Source organism: Clostridium rectalis (genome assembly GCF_900626095.1).
GTDB lineage: Bacteria > Bacillota > Clostridia > Clostridiales > Clostridiaceae > Clostridium_AS > Clostridium_AS rectalis.
This window is the reverse complement of the sequence record NZ_UYZZ01000009.1, coordinates 54895-73104: the sequence shown is the minus strand read 5'-3', so window position 1 is coordinate 73104 and position 18210 is coordinate 54895. Positions and strand designations below refer to the sequence as shown.

The following is an 18210-nucleotide window of genomic DNA, read 5'->3' as shown; positions in this document are numbered from 1 at the left end:
AATATAAAATAATTTAATGAAATATAATTATAAAGGAGATTTTAAATATGAGATTAGATAATTATGATGAATTTATAAAATATGTGGTAGATAAGTTCACTGAAGAGGATGAGATACAAGCAATTTGCAACTATGAATTAGCAGATTTGTTAATGTATGAGTTTGGTATTATGGATTATAAAGAATATAAAGGAATTGACTTACAATCAGATGTGAATGAATATTATGTTACTAAATTTGGAGAGAAATGTTTCTGTGTCGAGCCATTAAAATCTAATAATAAAATAAAAATAACAAGTAGTAATTATTTTATTATAGATAATAAAATTCTAAAGGATAATCCTACTTTATTTAATTATTTAGAGACTGGACGAGACGAGGTAGAGTTTCAGGTAGAAATAATAGATTATGATGAAGACAATTGTGATTGCTGTGAATGTTGTGAAGAATGTGAAGACAATGAAATGGAGGAAACAGTCGACTGTTATTTAGAGTTAGCTGATTTGATAGAGGATTATGTTGGTTTAATATTGGATAATGAATGTAAAGAGGAAGTTTTGGGACATGCTTTAACTGAATTTGCAGGTATGGTTTTAGAAGAATTTTGTTTAGAAAGAACAGAGGAATAGGTTAAAATAGGAATTTTATTAAAAGTTAATTAATAACAATTTAATAAACAAAGCTACTGTCTAAATGATGGTGGCTTTATTTATTATTGAATATTTTTGTAAGTATTATAAAGCACATCAGTATTGGTGTGTTTTTATTATTTATAAAATAAGAGAGTGAGAGTGGATTATGTTAGAGACAAGCAATTTTAATGAAAGTAAATTTTACAATGATGAGTTTATTTTTCTTTATGATTATCAAAGAAAAGTAGTAGAAGATAAAAATTCTACAATGATAGTAAATTGATCAAGAGGTTTAGGAAAAACATTTACAGCTATGTGTAAAGTTTTAAGAAGCAGACCAAGGAGAGTTTTATATGTAGCTCCTATAAATAGTTTTTTTGTATACTTTTGTTCAAAAATAGATGAAATTAAAAAGTTATCAAACAATTCAAACATAAAAAATATTAAGACAAACAAAACAAATGATAGATATTATACATCATTAAGTATAGAATATGAAGACAGAAATATTTCTGAAATATATTGGTACAAAAATGAAGAAACAAGGAGTTTAAAGCCTCATTTTGATTTAATAATATTTGATGAAAGTTTACCTTATAATATATCAAATATTAGTGCAAATCAGATTATATCATTTAATAGTTTTAACAATGGATATAAAACTTTAACAAGAAAAATGTTTCCTACAAATGTTAGTATCCATGAAACTACAGAAGAAAATTTTAAACAATTTAATAAAAATGCAAATTGTAATTGGCTAAAAAAATTAAGAATAGATGATTTTATTAATTATTATGATGAATTTGAGATATATTCAATTCCTGAAATTGGTGATATAGATAATTATATGTTTTTAAAAGAAAATTTAAATAAACTTCAAAATGAATTTAGTAAAATACCTAATTGTAATAATACTGTAATGACTAGAGAAAAATTGCTAGATATGATTTTAAAAATTAAATACGAATTGAAAAAAGAAAATTAATTTTAGAGAGGTTGCTACTATGTAGCTTCTTTTTATTATTTGGGAAAGAAAGGAAGTGAATGGAAAATGGCTAGTGAACAAAAAATAAAATGTAAGAATTGCGAAGGCAAAATGACCAAAGCTGGTTTTTATTCAAGTAATTTACCACAGTATGAAAAACTATATAATGGAATTTGTCCAATTTGCAAGAAGTGTTTACAAATACTAGCTTGTGATGTAAATGGTGATATAGATGCTACTGCATTAAAAGATGTATTAAAAAATTACTTAAATAAGCCATTTTTTAATGATATATTTTTAAAAGTATTAGGGAAGAAACCTAAGAATCCTCTAGGTGATTATATTACAAGATTAAATTTAAATAGAGGAATAGCAAAAAATGCTACATGGAAAGATGGAGAAACAGAAGAAAAATTAGAAATTGAAAAGAAGAATATTAAAAGACAAGAAGGAATTCCTGAGATTACAATTAATTCAGATTTTAAAATTACAAAAGAAATGATACGTTTTTGGGGTAGAGGAAAAGATTACACACCCGAAGATTATGAATTCTTGGATAGTGCTTTTACGGAATGGACTACCAGATATAAATGCGATACATTAGCAGAAGAAAAAACATATAAATTTTTATGCTTAAAGGAACTAGAAATTATGAAGTCAAGAGAAAAAGGAGAAAATGTAGACAAGCTAGAGGAGACGTATAGAAAATTGTTATCTGATGGTGGGTTAACTCCTAAAGATGCTAATGTCGCAAATGACCCTGAAAATATGAGTGCTTTAGGACTATGGATTAAAGATATAGAAAAATATAAACCTGCTGAATATTTTAAAGATAAAAAGATATATGTTGATTTTGATGGATTCTTAGAATATTTAGATAGAATGATATACAGACCGTTAAAAAACTTATTAACAGGCTCAAGAGATTTTGATAAAGATTTTAATGTAGAAGATGGGAATGAAGATGAAGAAGCTGGTGATGAATAATGGCTTCTTACAAAAATTATCAAACTGAAAGAAAAAAGAATATGAATGTTAAAAACTTAGCTAAAAAGCCTAAAAATCACATTAAGAAAGTAAGTAAAAAAATAGAGTTCGAGAAAAAATTAATAGACTGGGTAACTTTTTATAGACGTAATTTACATAGATTTGTAGAACATTATTTACAATTAGAATTACATTTGTATCAAAAAATATTAATTTATTTGATGAATTTGTATCCTTTAATTGTAGTAGTAGCTTGTCGTGCTGCTGCAAAATCTTTTATAATAGCTATTTTTGCTTGTGCTAGATGTATACTTTTTCCAAATAGCAAGATTGTCATTGCTTCAGCCACAAAAGGTCAAGCATCTTTAATAGTAACGGAAAAAATACAAAAGGAATTAATACCTGATAGTCCAAACTTAGCTAGAGAAATCAAAGACATAAAAACAAGTTCTAATCAAACAGAAGTCATATTTCATAATGGTTCAACTATTACGGTGTGTCCTGCATCTGACAATGCTAGAGGTTTAAGAGCCACCGTAATAATTTATGAAGAATTTAGAATGATAAAAAAGGAAATTATAGATTCTGTACTTTCTCCATTTTTGATTGTTAGACCAGCACGATACTTGAAAAAGAAAGAATATGAGCATTTAAAAGAAGAACCTATGGAAATATATATATCTTCTGCATGGCATAAGTCACATTGGATGTGGGAACACATGAAAATGGCTGTAAATATGATGTATAAAACAAAAGATTCATTGTTAATAGGATTTGATTATGCTATCACATTAAAACATGGTATAAGAACAAAGAAACAATTAATTAAAGAAAAGAAGAAATTAGACAATATGTCCTTTGCTATGGAATATCAAAATCTTATGGTTGGTGGAGCTGAAAATGCTTATTATGAATTTAATTTATTAAGTAAGCAACAAACAATTAAAAAAGCATTTTATCCAAGAAAACATATAGATTTTGTAGAAAAGAAAAAAAATACATTTGATATATCAAAACAAAATGGCGAATTAAGGGTTGTTTCTGTCGATATAGCTATGGTTAAAAGAAAAGGTAATGATAATACCGCAATTTCTTGCATAAGGGCTTTGCCTGTAAAGGATTCTTATGAAAGACAAGTTGTTTACATTGAAGCTTTTAATGGTGGTAATACAACAGAACAAGCAATTAGAATAAAACAAATTTTTACAGATTTTAATGCAGATATAATATGCTTAGACACACAAAATGCAGGACTTGGAATAAGTGACGAATTAGGGAAAGTGTTATATGATGAAAAGAGAGACTGTGAATATTCTGCATGGACTTGTTTTAATGATGAAAATGTCGCAGAAAGAATCAAAAACAAACAAGCTTTACCTGTAATATATAGTATAAAAGCAAATGCTACTTTAAATCATCAAATACATACTTTTATGAAAAACGCTTTAGAAAAAGGAAAAATTAAATTTCTAGTAAATTCAATAGAAGCAAAAGATTATTTATCAAAGAAAAAAGAATACAATAATGCAAATCCAGAAGAACAAGCTAATTTTGAAATGCCTAATTTGCAAACTGATTTATTAATTAATGAAATGATAAATTTATCTTACGAATTGACAGGAGATAGTAAGATTAAATTAGTAGAACCTAGAAGTGGGACAAAAGATAGATATATATCAATTGCATATGGAAATTATTATATAACTGAAAAAGAAAGAGATTTGCAAAAGCCAAGAAAATCTAATTTAAATATATCAGATTTGTTTGGTTTTAAAGCACCAAATATAAGAAAAATTTAAATGTAAAATAATTTAGTGTATAAAAAGAAAGAAGGTGAAAGTTTGCCTGAAGTAAAAGTAACAGAAGTTTCAGAAGAAGAAAAAGAGAAACAAAAAATGCAAATATTCTTTTCTAGTTTAGCATCTTTAGTAGTACATGATTTAAACAAAAATAATAAAAAGAATAGTTTTTTTAAAAAATATAAAAAACAAGATGTTATAGACTATTTACAAAATCCACAAAAATATGAAAAAGCACTAAGAGAAATATCAAGATTTTTATATGTTAATTCAGCACATTATAAAAGACTTATTAACTATTTTGCTAATATGTCTTTATTTTATTATGATTTTAAACCTACAGGGATAATAGATTTTTCAAAAATTAATAAAAAAAAGTTTTTAAAAGAATATTATACGATATGTAGAAAGATTGATAAAATGAATCTTGCCCATGAGTTTGCAAAGATATTAACGATAGCATTTAAAGAAGATATTTTTTATGGATACGAATATGAAACGACAGATTCTTATTTTATTAAAAATTTAGACCCAGATTATTGCTCTATAAGTTCAATAGAAGATGGTGTTTATAATTATCAATTTGACTTTACGTTTTTTGATAATAAAAAAGAAAAATTACAGGAATATGGAAAAGAATTCGAAACAAAATACAATAGATATTTAAAGGATAGGAAGAATAACAGATATCAAGAATTAAATAGTAAAAAAACTATTTGTATTAAAATAAATGAAGAAATAGAGTATCCCATACCTCCTTTTGCCAATGTATTTGAAGCTTTATATGATATTAATGATTATAAACTGCTTAAAAAAGCAAAAGAAGAAATAGGAAATTATCAATTGTTATCAATGAATATTCCAATGAGTAATAAAGAACCTGATGTCCCTATGTTAGATTTTACTACAGCAAAGGATTTCTATACCCAAGCGTTAAATGTTTTGCCTGACCAAATAGGGGCTATACTAACCCCTATGAAGATTGATTCTATTAAATTTGAAAGAGATACTCTTAATAACGATAGAGTTATTGAAGCCGAAGACTTATTTTGGTCTAGTGCTGGAGTAAATGGAAATTTATTTAATTCAAAAGGTAATAGTGGTTCTGTTGTAGATTTATCTATAAAAACAGATGAATCTATTGTTTTTAAAATTTTAAAACAGTGTACTAGATGGATAAATAGAAAAATAAAATTTTCTAATAACCAATTTAACTATAAATTTAGTTTTTTGGACGTTACTATTAATAACCAAGAAAAAATGATAGACAAGCATTTCAAGTTAGCACAATATGGAGTACCTGTAAAAACAATTTTAGGTTCGTTGGTAGGACTTTCTCCTATAGATATGCAAATCAATACATGGTTAGAAAATGATGTATTGAAATTACATGAAAGTTGGTTACCACTTAATAGTAGCCATACTCAAACTAATGAAGAAAAAAAAGTTGGTAAGCCGAGGAAAGATACAGAGGACTTACAAGAAGCTGGGGAACAAACCAGAGAAAATGATTCTAATAGGGATAGATATTGCTGAGAGGAGGTGAACAAATGAAAAAAAAGAGACTAAATACAAATGTTCCAATTATCTTTCAGAAATTAAATGAGTTTGATGTCAAAGATACTCGATTTACAACAGTTAAAATTTGGCTTATGCATCTAGGGAAAAACTTAAATGGTAGTTATTTTGATGAAGAGGTTACTAAGAAAGCTATTCCATCATTAGCAAATACGCCTATATTGACATATATAGAAGATAATAGCGATGGAGAAAAAGATTGTTCTGATCATAGAGAAGTTTTAACAGTACAAAATGGGGAATGTAAAATTAAATATTTAGGACAGGCGGTAGGTGTTATTCCTGAAACAAATAATGCCAAATTGGAAAGTAGAGTTTGTGATGATGGTATAGAAAGAACTTTTTTAACTTGTGAAGGACTTATATGGAATAAATGGACTGATATACAGGACATTATGAATAGAGATGTAAAAAAACAGCAATCAATGGAACTGCACGAAAACTATGATGGTTTTTTTGATGAAGATGAGTTATTTCATTATACAAAATTTCAATTCTTTGGTGCTTGTATATTAGGAAAAGATGTACAACCTGCGATGCGTTCAGCGTCAGTTGAGTTGCAAGAGTTTTCATATAAAAATTTTGCAAAGGAAATTCAAAATAAGTTAGAAATGTTTAAAGAATATATGAAGGAAAGCGAGGAAGATAATGTGGGTAAAACAAAATATACTTTAAGTAATGATCAAATTTATGAGATATTAAGAAAAGAATTAGCTAAGAGAACAATTACAATTGAAGACTGGTGTGGAGATAAAATAGAAACAGCAGAATATTGTGTTTCTGACTTGATTGTTTCTGAAAATTTAGCAATAGTTACGGACTGTAAAACTTGGAGTTACTATTATGGTATTCCTTATACAATTACAGGAGATGTTGCCAAATTAGATTATGATAGTAAAAAACCTTATATGAGGGGTGATTGGAAGGAAATTGTTGGAGAAGATGTAAATGTAACTGCTGATTTTTCAAAATTAAAGAAAGAATTTGATGAAATAGTAAAAGACTTCTCAAGTAATTTAATTAAAAAAACAATTTCAAAATGTAATGTAACACCTACAAAAGAATATAAAGAATTACAAGTAAAATATTCTAATTTAGAAAATGAAAATAAAAAGTTATCCGAATTTAAATCTTCAAGATTAAAAGAAGATAGAAAACAAGCAGAGAATGAATTGTTTTCACAATACGAAGAATTAGAAGATGTTAAAGAATTTAGTGAACTAAAAAACACTTCTAATAAATTTCAGAAATTAGAGGATTTAGAAAAAGAATTAGCGTTATTATATGTTAAAAATCAAAGGAAGTTTTCTAAAAACTCAACAGAAGAAAAGAAAACTGTAAAATTCCAAGTGGAAAAAACAGAAGACCAAGATGATGGTTATGGTGGTTTATTAAACAAATATGTTGAAAAGTAAAACCATCTATTAAGTAAAATAAATTAACAAATTTAAGGAGGAAATAATATGGAAAAGAAAGGTATAGTTAGATTAGATAAAGTTAAAAGTTGTTATGTAGGACATATATACTCTGTTCAGACAAATGAAGAGTTACAAAATGGATTTATAGGACATTTAGGTGAATTAATAGATGGTGAAAGAGAAGTGTATTCTCTTGTAAAACCTACGGCTGATAGTATTAAAAAAGATAAGATAGTTCTTGTAGCCAATCCTGAAATAAATTACGAAGAAAGAACAATGAGTGATTATGCTTTAGAAAACTATTCAATACCAGCAAATGAAGCAAGTAGAGCTTATGAATTAAGTGAAACAGATATATTTTCTGTAAGTGATAATATGATAGATGTTATTGATAAATCAAATGGTGCAAAGAAGGGCAATTATGTTGTCGCACAAGAAGGTTCATTTAAGTTAAAGGAAGTGGAAGCTTTAGATGGAACAGAAGTGTTTGTAGCAAAAATATTATCGTTAGAATCAATAGGAACAACAACTGTAATTGGTATGCCAGGACATATGGGAAGAATGACTAAGATTATACCAGTTCAGGTTAAAAAAGCTTAAATAAAATAATTTTAAAACAAATTACAGAATTCAAGGAGGAAAACAAATATGAAAGAGTTAGCAAAATTATGTTTAGATACTTATAGAGGACAAGTCCCAAATTTTTCAGCAAAAGATTCAAGCGAGGTAATAAGAAAAGCTTTTGTTGATATGGTGGGTACAGACAAAATAGACTATAAAATATTTAGAAGGCATCAAAATGAAATATTTGAAGTTATAGAAGAAACAATAGACCAACTTATAGTAGAAGGTTGGGATCAGAATATGTTCTTTGAAAGATTTGTTGAAAGAAAAGATTTAGATTTTGGAGATAAAAATGAGTTTTATGTTGAAGATAGAAGTTTATTAACAATAAGTAGATTTAGTGGAAATCATTGGGATATAAGAAGACAAAAATTAAATGTTGGTGAAAGTTTTAATGTACCAACTAAATTTTACGGTGCTAAAATATATGCAGATTTTGCGAGGTTTTTATCTGGTAGAGTAGATTGGGTAGCTTTTGTTAATAAAGTAAAGAAATCTTATGATGATTTTATTAATGGTGAAATATATACTTCGTTCATGAACGCTTCATCTTATCTACCATCTGCGTTTAGAGAAAAAGGTGATTTTACTGAAAGTAGAATGTTAGAAATATGTGACCATGTTTCTAGTTCTTGTGGTAATGCACCTATAACTATAGTTGGAACAAGAACTGCTTTAAATAAAATGACAGGAACAATTAACAGTGAGTGGATTTCAGAAGGAATGAAAGAAGCTAAAAATCTAAAAGGTATAATCTCACATTGGGATGGTATAGAATGTATGCCTATAAGTCAGGTACATAAAGCAAATACATTTGATTTCTTATTGAATGACAAAAAGTTATTAATAATACCAAACAACATAAAACCAGTAAAACTAGTTAATGAGGGACAAACTATAATAAAGGAAGTTAGTGATGGAATAACCAATATGGATATGTCTATGGAATATGCTTTTCAAAAGAAATTTGGAGTGGGTGTAGTATTTAATGCTATGTATGGCTCTTTTGAAATAGCATAATATAAAACAATTTTAAGGGCTAGAAATAAATCTAGCCTTTTTATTTTAATATCTTTGAAAGGAGAATTTTTAAATGGCAACAAAAAAAGAAGTTAAAGATACAGATGCAAAAGTGGTAAACGTAGATGTTAAAGAAAAAACAAATACAACTACAAAGAAAAAGGAGCTAAAACCGCCTAATAGGGATGAAATGATAACATGTAGAAGTGTAGTCGTAGGTGGATTAACTTATGTATCTGAAAGAAGTGGGGCAACGTGGCGTTTTGATGATTATGGTGCTGAACAATATATTGAATATGGAGAATTGTTAAGTATGAAAGCATCTAAACCAGTTTTTCTATTTGAACCTTGGTTAGTTATAGATGATAACCCTTCTGCGATAAAATATTTAGGATTAGAAAGTCTCTATAATTCAATAGTTCCAATAGAAAATTTAGAAGAATTTTTTAGACAACCTTTAAACAAAATATCTGAAAAATTAGAGAAGCTTCCTTTAGGAGCAAGAAATATTTTGGCTTCAAAGGCTAGGAAAATGATTGAAAATAGAGAGTTATATGATATTAGAATTATAGATTTATTAGAAGAAAAACTGCAATTAGATTTAAGTGTAGTTGAATAAAGGAGGTGGCTAATTTGGCTACTTCATTTCAAAGAATTTATGATAAATTCTTAGCACAGATAGATGATACTGATTTGTTGAAATTAGAAAATGAAGACATAGAATCTTTCTTATTTAATTATTTAGAAAATTCAATAGTAGATTTTAAAAAATGTAAAAAAAATTTAATAAAGAATTTAAACAAGGAAAAACAAAAATTTGAAATAGAGTTAGATTTGGAAGAGATTTATATTCTTAGTTTAGGAATGGTGTTACATTGGTTACAACCACAAGTACAAAGATTACAACTTATAAGGCAATCGTTAGGAGATAGAGATTTTAAATTAAGTTCTAATTGGCAAACATTAGATAAATTAAACAATTTAGAAGAAAAAACTAGAAGAAACTTAAAAAATTATATAATTAGTTATACCTACAATGACTTAAAATATAAATAGGGAGGGGAAAGTACGAATATGGATTATTCTTATTTAAATAAGTATAGAAGAAAATCAATAGTATCCGGTATAACCTCCCAAGAACAATTAATAAAACAGGAAAAAGAAAATTTTGAATATTATTTAAATAATGCACCAAATAAATATGAAGTAGAAATGTATAAAGATAATAATACTTCATTAAACAAAAAAATTCTATGTACTATACAGGATTATCATTTTAATGATTCACAAAATATTGACTGTAAAATACTTTGTTGTAAACATGATGAAACAAATAGTGTAGGCGATTTGATACTTTGGAATAAACAATTATATATGATTGTTTTTGAAGAAAAAAATACAATATCATCTCATAAGACTTTAATAATTAAACCTTGTAATAACGTTATAATTTTTGAATATAAAAATAAAGTATATCAATATCCTTGTATATTAAGTAATGCAACACTATATTCGGATGGATTAGAAGAAAAACAATTTATACTAAGCAATGACCAAAGAAGTATTTTAATACCTTATAATGATTTGACAAAAAAAATACAATTACAGCAAAGACTTATGTTCAATAATAATAGTATATTTTCTGTTTCGTTAATAGATGATTTTACTTTTAAGCAAGTCAACGAGAAAAATGGTTTATTAAAATTAACATTAATTAGAGAGCAGGAAAAACATAATCTTGATGATTTTAAAAATAACTTAGCAGATAACTCTCATTTAAAAAAAGAAGAACCTATAAAATTGCAAATAGACAACAAAACTATTCAACTAGAAATTAATAAAACTTATCAATTAAATCCTAAACTATTTCAGGGAAATAAAGAAATATTATCACAAGAAGAATTAAATAAAATTACCTATAAAGTTGATGGTATAATTGCAAAAATAGAAAATGGAATAATAACAAGTTTGTCAAAAGGTGATACGAATATACAGGTTTGTTATGATAAGCAAATTATTAATATTCCAATACAAATTACAGATACAAGTGTACATAGTGGCACTTGTAATATTATCGGAAATGATTTTATGAAGATAGGGAAGTTATCTAAATGGACAGTAGAACTGTATAATAGTAAAGGTAATAAGGTTGATGGAGTAGTTGAATGGAGTGTTTTAAGTGAGAATACCAACGAGTTAGTTAAGATTAGAAATAAAACATCTAACAGTATAGTTTTGTTAGCTTATAATAAACAAGAAAATATAGGCAAAAAATTTATTATTAAATGTAAAACTCTTGATGGGCTAAGTTTTGATGAACAAGAAATAATTTTAAAAAAATTAATATAAAGCTCATATTTTATTACAAAATTACACTTGAAAAGTGAAGTAATATGGAGTAAATGAAAGGAAATAAAAGATAAAAATGCAAAAAAACTGAAAGGGTGATGATATGTCAATAAAGTTAATTGATAAATTAGAATTTGATAATTTTGACAAAACTACTTATACAAATGTAGCAGTAATTAGGTCTAAGCAATTAGATGAAAATATGAAATTAAATACCTCATTAGTTGATGGATTTATTGTGTTAACTAAAGATGGTGTACAAGTTACTGAAATTGAAGACGGTGCTTTAGATGATGAAAATAGCAAAGGTAAGTTTTGTTGTGGTTCAGATGGGAAAATTAAGATAATAGTAGATAAAGCTACTGTAGACACTGTTGAAAAGGCTAAAGAAGAGTTATCTAAATATCAGGCTGTGGTAGAAATGAAAGAAGATTTGTCTTATGAGAATGATTTATATGATGTCACTATGATAGATACTGGTTCTAATAAAAAAATCTTCAATACTGTTCTTTTAAGTGGTGAAAAAATGTTAGGCTATATAAAAAATAATATAGAGACTATTGATTTAAAAACAACTAATCCAGTTAAATTCATAATAGAGCCAAAAATAAAGTAAAACAAAGGATAAAATTACAATGAAAAAATATACGGGGAATAACAATCTCAATGATATATTTTATGAAATAGTTAATATATTACTTTTGGATGATAGTCAGGATTCAATAGACTTAAAGAAGCTTTTGTATTACGGAAATGAAACAGATAAAGATGGTAATATAATTTATGTCAATCCTTATGCAAAAGAAGAAGTTTATGAAGATTTGTATAATGAAAATATTTTTCAATATGATTATTTATTTGATGTGCAAAATGATTCGAGAAATATCATAAATATACACATTGCGGGTGGAGATATCAATAGAGATAATTATTGTATAGAAGATAATTATTTTATGATAGATATTTATGTCCATAAAAGTATGGAAGCGATAGATATAAACAATAAAAGAATTTCGAGAAGTATCGAGATTCTAAACAAAATTAGAAAATTACTTGATGGAAGGCAATTGAAAATCGGATTGAATAACTTAGAATTACAAGGTTTTGATTGTGGTAAGGTTCAAAATAGATATCTAAAAACCACCTGCACTTTTAAAATAATGAATATTAGGTAGTGATTTAAAATGCAAAATAAAAGTGATTTGCGAGATATATGGGGTGATTATAAATGTTATAAAAATATCAAAATATATCCTGTGTTAATGAAGGATATAGACACTTTTTATAACAAATCTTATTCTATTATGATAGATAAAGAAGGGTTTTCTGCAAGTTTTAATGACCCTACAATTTTAACAATGTCATATTTTGATTTCTATAATTCGTTGGTATGTATGGCTGTTAATGAAGATGGAGATAAATTATTGCCTAATGGATTAGAGGATTTATTTTCGGTGTTGAAAATAGCATTAAGAGAACAGGATTTTTCAATTGCTACAGATTTAAAAACAGGAAGACCTGTTATATTTGTTAGTGTAGAAAATAACAAAGTGATGACTATTAGAGGTATGGAATTTGATAAAATAAGAGAAATAATTTTAAAGCAAAATAATATGTATATAGACCAACCTAAAAACTTACATCCCGAAGTTAAAAAATCCATGGAAAAGGCAATTGAATATTTTGCTAAAAAACAAAAGGGTAAAATGGCTACACTTGAAGAACAAATAGCCACTTATAGTGTTGCAACAAAAACACCAATTGAAGAAATAAAAAAGATGACTATATATCAGTTTGATTTTAACATTAATCGTATGAGTTGGATGATGGAATGTTTTAAAATTTGGTCTATGTCGGCTTCTGGGATGATTCCAATAGAGGATATACCTAATTGCTTACAACATATTCCAAAAACAAATAAATATGATGAGATATTAATTTCTGGTAGTGAATTGAATAAATTCAAAGAAATTTCTTAACATAAAATAATTCAATAATAAAGGAGGAACAAATATGGATAATACTAAAGAATTTCTTATTTCAGTCGGGGATGTAATGGGGTTCGACATAACAACAAATGCATTGTTGTTCGACGCACAAACACTTATAAAAAGTGATTTCAAAATTAGTTCAAGTAACAAAGAGATAAAAGGAGGATACGGGTCTTTGACTCAGTATCAATTTGATTACGATAAAAAATGTGAAGTAGAAATAGAAGATTCACAGGTAAAAGAAGCTTTTATTGCTTTAACGAATGGTGTTGAAATAACAAGAGAATTAGATAATTTTTACAATAAAGACGAAGAACATATAATTGAAAATGGGAAAGTAACTTTAAACGACACACCAATTAGTGGCGAGGTATTTGTAAAAAATGCAGATGGGGAAATTATTTTAACAAAAACAGCTATAGGTAATAATTTAAATATACCAGAGTTTAAAGATGGAGAAACTGTATTTTGTACATATCAAGTAAGAGAGTCCCTAGATACGATTACTATTGATGGAAATAAGTTTGGTAAGACTATTAGATTAGTTATGTCACTAAAAATGTCTAAACAAGGACATGAAGGATACAAGGAAATAGAAATAGAAATTCCAAGATTCAAAATAACTTCTAATATAGAATTAAGTTTACAACATGACGGTGCGTCTACTTCTAAGCTATCAGGTAAGGCGTTAGCATTTGGAAAGGGTAAATATGCAAAAATTAAGATTAGAAGGGTTGATAAAGCGAATGAGCCTATACAAAAAATATTCACTGAATCTGAAATAATTTTAAATCCAAGTGAAAAAGCAATGTTGAAGATATATGGTATTAGAGGAGGAGTTTATGCTCCTATGATAGTTGACAACTCACAGGTGGATTTAGTTTTAGACAATAATAAAATAGCAAAAATAACACCTTCAGGCGAGGTTGAGTATTTAGCAGAAGGTAAATCTATGCTAACAGTAAAATTAAAAGATAACGAAAATGTAAAAACATTCTCACAAGTAATTTGTAATGCAAAATAGTTAATAAAGTTTATGTAGGTATAGATAAAACTATCTATACCTTATTTTTAAAATATAAGGAGGTTTTTTGATGTCAGTTATACTTGAAAACTTAGGTTTTAATCCTATAAAAGAAATAATAAAATTTAGAGATAATGAAGGGGTAGAGCAGACAATTACTATTTATAACCCTAACGAAGAAAAACAAAAAGAAATACAATCAGTATTATTACAGTATACAGATGTAAAAAATAAGAAGTTAGTAGTACCACCAATTGTGACAATTAAGGAAATTATCAGTAGATTAACAGATATAAAAATACCAAAAGATGAGAAGATTATTAATAAAATATTTGCTAATCCTAGTTTGGTATTACAAAAGACTATGGTTTCTGTAATAGAAATTATTGGGGAAATTCAAGAAGTTAATTTGAGATTGTTAAATGTATTGGATAAATTGTATGGATTATCTAATTTATCTAATGATGAAATAGTAGAACTACTTTCAAAACAAGATAAATTAGAAGGTATGATAAATGAATTTGAAATAAAATTAGAGAATGAAGATAATGACAAGGCTAAGAAAAATAAAAAAGTAAAGAAAGAAGCTAGTAAAAAGAAGAGTGATACATCGACTAAAACAACTAAAACAATTAAAGCAAAAAAGGAAGATAATTTCTGATGGCTAAATCATTAGAAGAGGTAGTTTCACAGATAAAAAAGGATTGTATTAAAATAATTGATAAAGATGTTTCACAAGATTTAAAAAAAATTGAAAGTGAGGTAATAAAAGAAGAATTAAAAAAATATAATCCAAGAAGATATAAAAGAAGAATAGTTGGTGGATTAGATGATGTTGCGAATATGAATCATAGTGTAAAAGAAAGTGGAAGTATTATTTCCATAAAAGTAACAAACGATACTCCTACCTTTTATAGTAGAGACTATAGATTGGATGAGGCTGTTGAAGAAGGTGAGTATTATGAATTTCCATTAAAAAATAGAAATACAGAAAAATATACTTATCTAAAAGGAAGAAAATTTACAGATAAAACACAACAGCAAATTAATAAAAATGGTGATAGGATAATATTAAAGAATTTTAGAAAAAATGGAATAAAAATAAAGTAGTGGTTTAAGATTTTAGTTTTTTTATTTTTAAATATATTTTTACCAAGAACTCTTGTGACTTCAATCACGAGATGAATTCCCAAAAGCATTTGACAAACACAAAATAATTTGATAATATATAATTATAAAAAGATGCGAAAATCCCACACCTGAAGGCATGGGATGGATAGCACTATTATGTTATAATTATAATATCATTTTATTAATTTGGAGGATAATTATGGCAGTCAAAAATAGATTAAAGAAAATAATAGATAGTAAAGGTATAAAACAAGTATGGTTAGCTAAAGAAGTAGGAGTTAATAAATCTACTATATCTAATATAATTAATAATAGATATAAAACTACTATTGAACTTGGGTTTAAAATTGCAGATGTTTTAGGAGTAGAATTTACTGATATATTTTATTATGAAAAATAAAATTAGTATTTTTATATAATTTTACTAAAATATTAATAAATAAGTATTGACACACGCAACTATAAGGTGTATTATAATATTTGTAAGATAAAACAAACCAATTAATCTAAACCTTACAAATATTATAATAGGGATGTGTTTAATATGATAAAAAACTTATTAAATGTATTAAGAAAAACTAGCTTTATAAGCTGGGTCACAAACGATGATGTACCTACAATGTATAATATTAAAATTCAAGATAATGATAATTTTATTACTATTAAAGGCGATGTTGAGACTGAATTTGATGTAGTACATAATTATAAAATTAAAATAAAAAAAAACAATTTAATTAAATTTAACAAAAGTTTAGATGATGTATTAACTTTAATTTGTAAAAACTATAATAAAGAATTAATATTAAGCTACTAATTATATAAAAAAAAGCTAAAGAAACATTAAATATTCCAATGAGGTGTGGGATAAAATTGAAGATAAATATGAAAATTATTGACATTATGTAATAAATAATATATACTATATACAATAAAATATTTCGTTTGGTCTCCGAAGTGTTACGGGACATTAATTTAGAATATAACGCTTATGCGTGTTTATCCTCCGCAATGACGGGGATGTAAAAATGTAGAATATCATTAATATTTCGTTTGGTCTCCGAAGTGTTACGGGACATTAATTTAGAATATAACACAATAACCTCTTTAGTTTTAAAGAGGTTATTTCTATGTTAAAGGTAGATGGGTACATTGAAGGTAAGAGTATGTTCTATTAAACAAATTTTTTATGATATGTTTGATGATTCTATTGAGTTAGAAAAAAATAAAAAAAGACCTTGTTTAATAATATTAAAATTAAAATATAAAGATAAAAAATATGATTTTGCGATACCTTTTAGGTCAAATATAAATGGCAAAGCAAGTAGGAAAGAGTTTTATCCATTGCCACCAAGAAAAACAACTCATAAACATAGAAAACATGGGTTACATTATATTAAAATGTTTCCAATAAAAAAGGAATATATTAGTTCTTATTATAAAAATAACATAGAAAATCAAGCAGATATTAATAAAATAACTAAAAATGTAAAAATTATAATAAAGGAAGCACAAGCATATTTGACTAATTATGCCAATGGAACAAGATATAATTATTGTGTCAACATAGATAGGATGATAAATATATTATTTATCAAAGAAAACGTTCAAGAGCAGATAGAGATAAAAGAAATAGAATTAGAGAGTCAAAAGAAAAGAATTTTAGAAAAAATGGGATAAAATAAAGTAGTACTAGAGACTTTAGCTTTCATAATGGCTTGTCTTTTTGAGGTAATTTCACGAATTAGCAAAGATACAGATGTTTCATATTGTAGATGTTAATTGGTAAAATTAGTTGAAAAAGGTAAGTTTTCTATGATACAATGGCTATATTGAACTCAAAAGAAGGGAGCTAGATTTTATGAAAAGAAAGAAAACTTTTGTAACTATAGTTTCAATAGTAGTCATAACATGTATTTGTTTTGGAGTATATTATTTAAAAAATAACAAACAAAAAAAGGCTATTGCTTCATCTACACAAGGTGAAACAACAGATATGGATAAAAAAGAAAAAAAAGTTGTGTCAAAAGAAAAAGAAGATAATAAAACGCTTATAGATGGTTACGATATAACGCCTTTAACTAAAGAAGAATTCTATAAAGCAATAGAGATTGGGAAGAAGTATAAAGATATTAAAGGTGGAGTAAGTAAAAAGAGGTTTAGTTTTAACTCGAATGATGACATACAGAAAACAAAAGCGTTTGTTTTCTCTTTTGACACGCCATTCACTGTTGTAGCAGAAGTATCTGAAAAAATTTCAAGAAAATATCTTGAACCAAATAGTAATAATGTCATAGAACATTTAAAAAAACATTATGATGGACTTAATAATTTTATAGCATACAGTGATGTTGGGGGAGATGAGGATGATTTTATAGAAGATGTTCATATAGTTTTAAAAGTATATACTAAAGATAATACAGAAAAAATTATACAGCCTAAAAATGTTCATAAAGACAAATATTATGATATTAAAGTAACAAAATTTTTCCCAGAATCACCTAAATATCAGGCAACTATACTTGGGGCATTTACAGCAGATGAAATAATGAATTTAAACCCTAAAGAATTAGAAGTAATTATTATATACCCTAACGGACATGAGGCTAAGAAAAAGTTTAATTATGAAAAATTAAATGATTTATAATCTTTAAGACAGGTATCAATGCCTGTCT

Annotated in this window: 21 protein-coding genes; all 21 read left to right on the top strand. The window is 26.3% G+C overall.

Features of this window, described 5'->3' with window-relative positions:
- The first annotated feature begins 47 nt into the window (after positions 1–47).
- The 21 genes from EJL03_RS13260 (at position 48) to EJL03_RS13160 (ending at position 18182) form a co-directional block, all read left to right on the top strand.
- Positions 48–629 carry a hypothetical protein gene (locus tag EJL03_RS13260; protein ID WP_125154456.1) on the top strand — a complete coding sequence of 194 codons (582 nt, stop codon included), beginning with the start codon at positions 48–50 and terminating at the stop codon, positions 627–629.
- A 316-nt stretch (positions 630–945) separates the two neighbouring features.
- The gene (locus EJL03_RS13255; protein ID WP_125154455.1) at positions 946–1617 is read left to right on the top strand and encodes a hypothetical protein; all 672 of its coding nucleotides are present in this window, start codon (positions 946–948) and stop codon (positions 1615–1617) included.
- A 66-nt stretch (positions 1618–1683) separates the two neighbouring features.
- Positions 1684–2604, top strand: coding sequence for a hypothetical protein (locus EJL03_RS13250; RefSeq protein WP_164509091.1), 921 nt, complete (start codon positions 1684–1686; stop codon positions 2602–2604).
- On the top strand, positions 2604–4403 hold the full coding sequence (locus EJL03_RS13245; RefSeq protein ID WP_125154453.1) for a terminase large subunit domain-containing protein: 1800 nt from the start codon (positions 2604–2606) through the stop codon (positions 4401–4403). The genes EJL03_RS13250 and EJL03_RS13245 overlap by 1 nt, the downstream gene beginning before the upstream one ends.
- A gap of 42 nt (positions 4404–4445) precedes the next feature.
- Positions 4446–5939, top strand: a complete 1494-nt coding sequence (locus tag EJL03_RS13240; RefSeq protein WP_164509090.1) for a hypothetical protein — start codon at positions 4446–4448, stop codon at positions 5937–5939.
- 14 nt (positions 5940–5953) lie between these two features.
- Entirely contained in the window at positions 5954–7396 is a 1443-nt protein-coding gene (locus EJL03_RS13235; protein WP_125154451.1) for a hypothetical protein, read from the top strand.
- A 48-nt stretch (positions 7397–7444) separates the two neighbouring features.
- Positions 7445–7999, top strand: coding sequence for a hypothetical protein (locus tag EJL03_RS13230; protein ID WP_125154450.1), 555 nt, complete (start codon positions 7445–7447; stop codon positions 7997–7999).
- A 48-nt stretch (positions 8000–8047) separates the two neighbouring features.
- Complete coding sequence (locus tag EJL03_RS13225) at positions 8048–9043, top strand: hypothetical protein (protein WP_125154449.1); 996 nt, start codon at positions 8048–8050, stop codon at positions 9041–9043.
- A 73-nt stretch (positions 9044–9116) separates the two neighbouring features.
- Positions 9117–9662, top strand: coding sequence for a hypothetical protein (locus tag EJL03_RS13220; protein ID WP_125154448.1), 546 nt, complete (start codon positions 9117–9119; stop codon positions 9660–9662).
- Positions 9663–9676: 14 nt separating this feature from the next.
- Complete coding sequence (locus EJL03_RS13215) at positions 9677–10099, top strand: hypothetical protein (RefSeq protein WP_125154447.1); 423 nt, start codon at positions 9677–9679, stop codon at positions 10097–10099.
- An 18-nt stretch (positions 10100–10117) separates the two neighbouring features.
- Complete coding sequence (locus EJL03_RS13210; protein WP_125154446.1) at positions 10118–11392, top strand: hypothetical protein; 1275 nt, start codon at positions 10118–10120, stop codon at positions 11390–11392.
- Between the two features lie 103 nt (positions 11393–11495).
- Positions 11496–12008: a hypothetical protein gene (locus EJL03_RS13205; protein WP_125154445.1), complete on the top strand. Its 513-nt coding sequence runs from the start codon at positions 11496–11498 to the stop codon at positions 12006–12008.
- A 19-nt stretch (positions 12009–12027) separates the two neighbouring features.
- The gene (locus EJL03_RS13200; RefSeq protein ID WP_125154444.1) at positions 12028–12567 is read left to right on the top strand and encodes a hypothetical protein; all 540 of its coding nucleotides are present in this window, start codon (positions 12028–12030) and stop codon (positions 12565–12567) included.
- Positions 12568–12576: 9 nt separating this feature from the next.
- The gene (locus tag EJL03_RS13195) at positions 12577–13371 is read left to right on the top strand and encodes a hypothetical protein (RefSeq protein ID WP_125154443.1); all 795 of its coding nucleotides are present in this window, start codon (positions 12577–12579) and stop codon (positions 13369–13371) included.
- A gap of 34 nt (positions 13372–13405) precedes the next feature.
- Entirely contained in the window at positions 13406–14407 is a 1002-nt protein-coding gene (locus tag EJL03_RS13190; RefSeq protein WP_125154442.1) for a hypothetical protein, read from the top strand.
- A gap of 70 nt (positions 14408–14477) precedes the next feature.
- A complete protein-coding gene (locus EJL03_RS13185; protein WP_125154441.1) occupies positions 14478–15068 on the top strand; it encodes a hypothetical protein in 591 nt (196 codons plus the stop codon).
- Positions 15068–15517 carry a hypothetical protein gene (locus EJL03_RS13180; RefSeq protein WP_125154440.1) on the top strand — a complete coding sequence of 150 codons (450 nt, stop codon included), beginning with the start codon at positions 15068–15070 and terminating at the stop codon, positions 15515–15517. Before EJL03_RS13185 ends, EJL03_RS13180 begins: the two co-directional genes overlap by 1 nt.
- A gap of 220 nt (positions 15518–15737) precedes the next feature.
- Positions 15738–15938 (top strand): helix-turn-helix transcriptional regulator, encoded by a 201-nt coding sequence (locus EJL03_RS13175; protein ID WP_164509089.1) that lies wholly within the window; start codon positions 15738–15740, stop codon positions 15936–15938.
- A gap of 144 nt (positions 15939–16082) precedes the next feature.
- Positions 16083–16352: a hypothetical protein gene (locus EJL03_RS13170; RefSeq protein WP_125154438.1), complete on the top strand. Its 270-nt coding sequence runs from the start codon at positions 16083–16085 to the stop codon at positions 16350–16352.
- A 335-nt stretch (positions 16353–16687) separates the two neighbouring features.
- Positions 16688–17215 (top strand): hypothetical protein, encoded by a 528-nt coding sequence (locus EJL03_RS13165; protein WP_164509088.1) that lies wholly within the window; start codon positions 16688–16690, stop codon positions 17213–17215.
- 181 nt (positions 17216–17396) lie between these two features.
- Positions 17397–18182 carry a hypothetical protein gene (locus tag EJL03_RS13160; protein ID WP_125154436.1) on the top strand — a complete coding sequence of 262 codons (786 nt, stop codon included), beginning with the start codon at positions 17397–17399 and terminating at the stop codon, positions 18180–18182.
- The last annotated feature ends 28 nt before the right edge of the window (positions 18183–18210 follow it).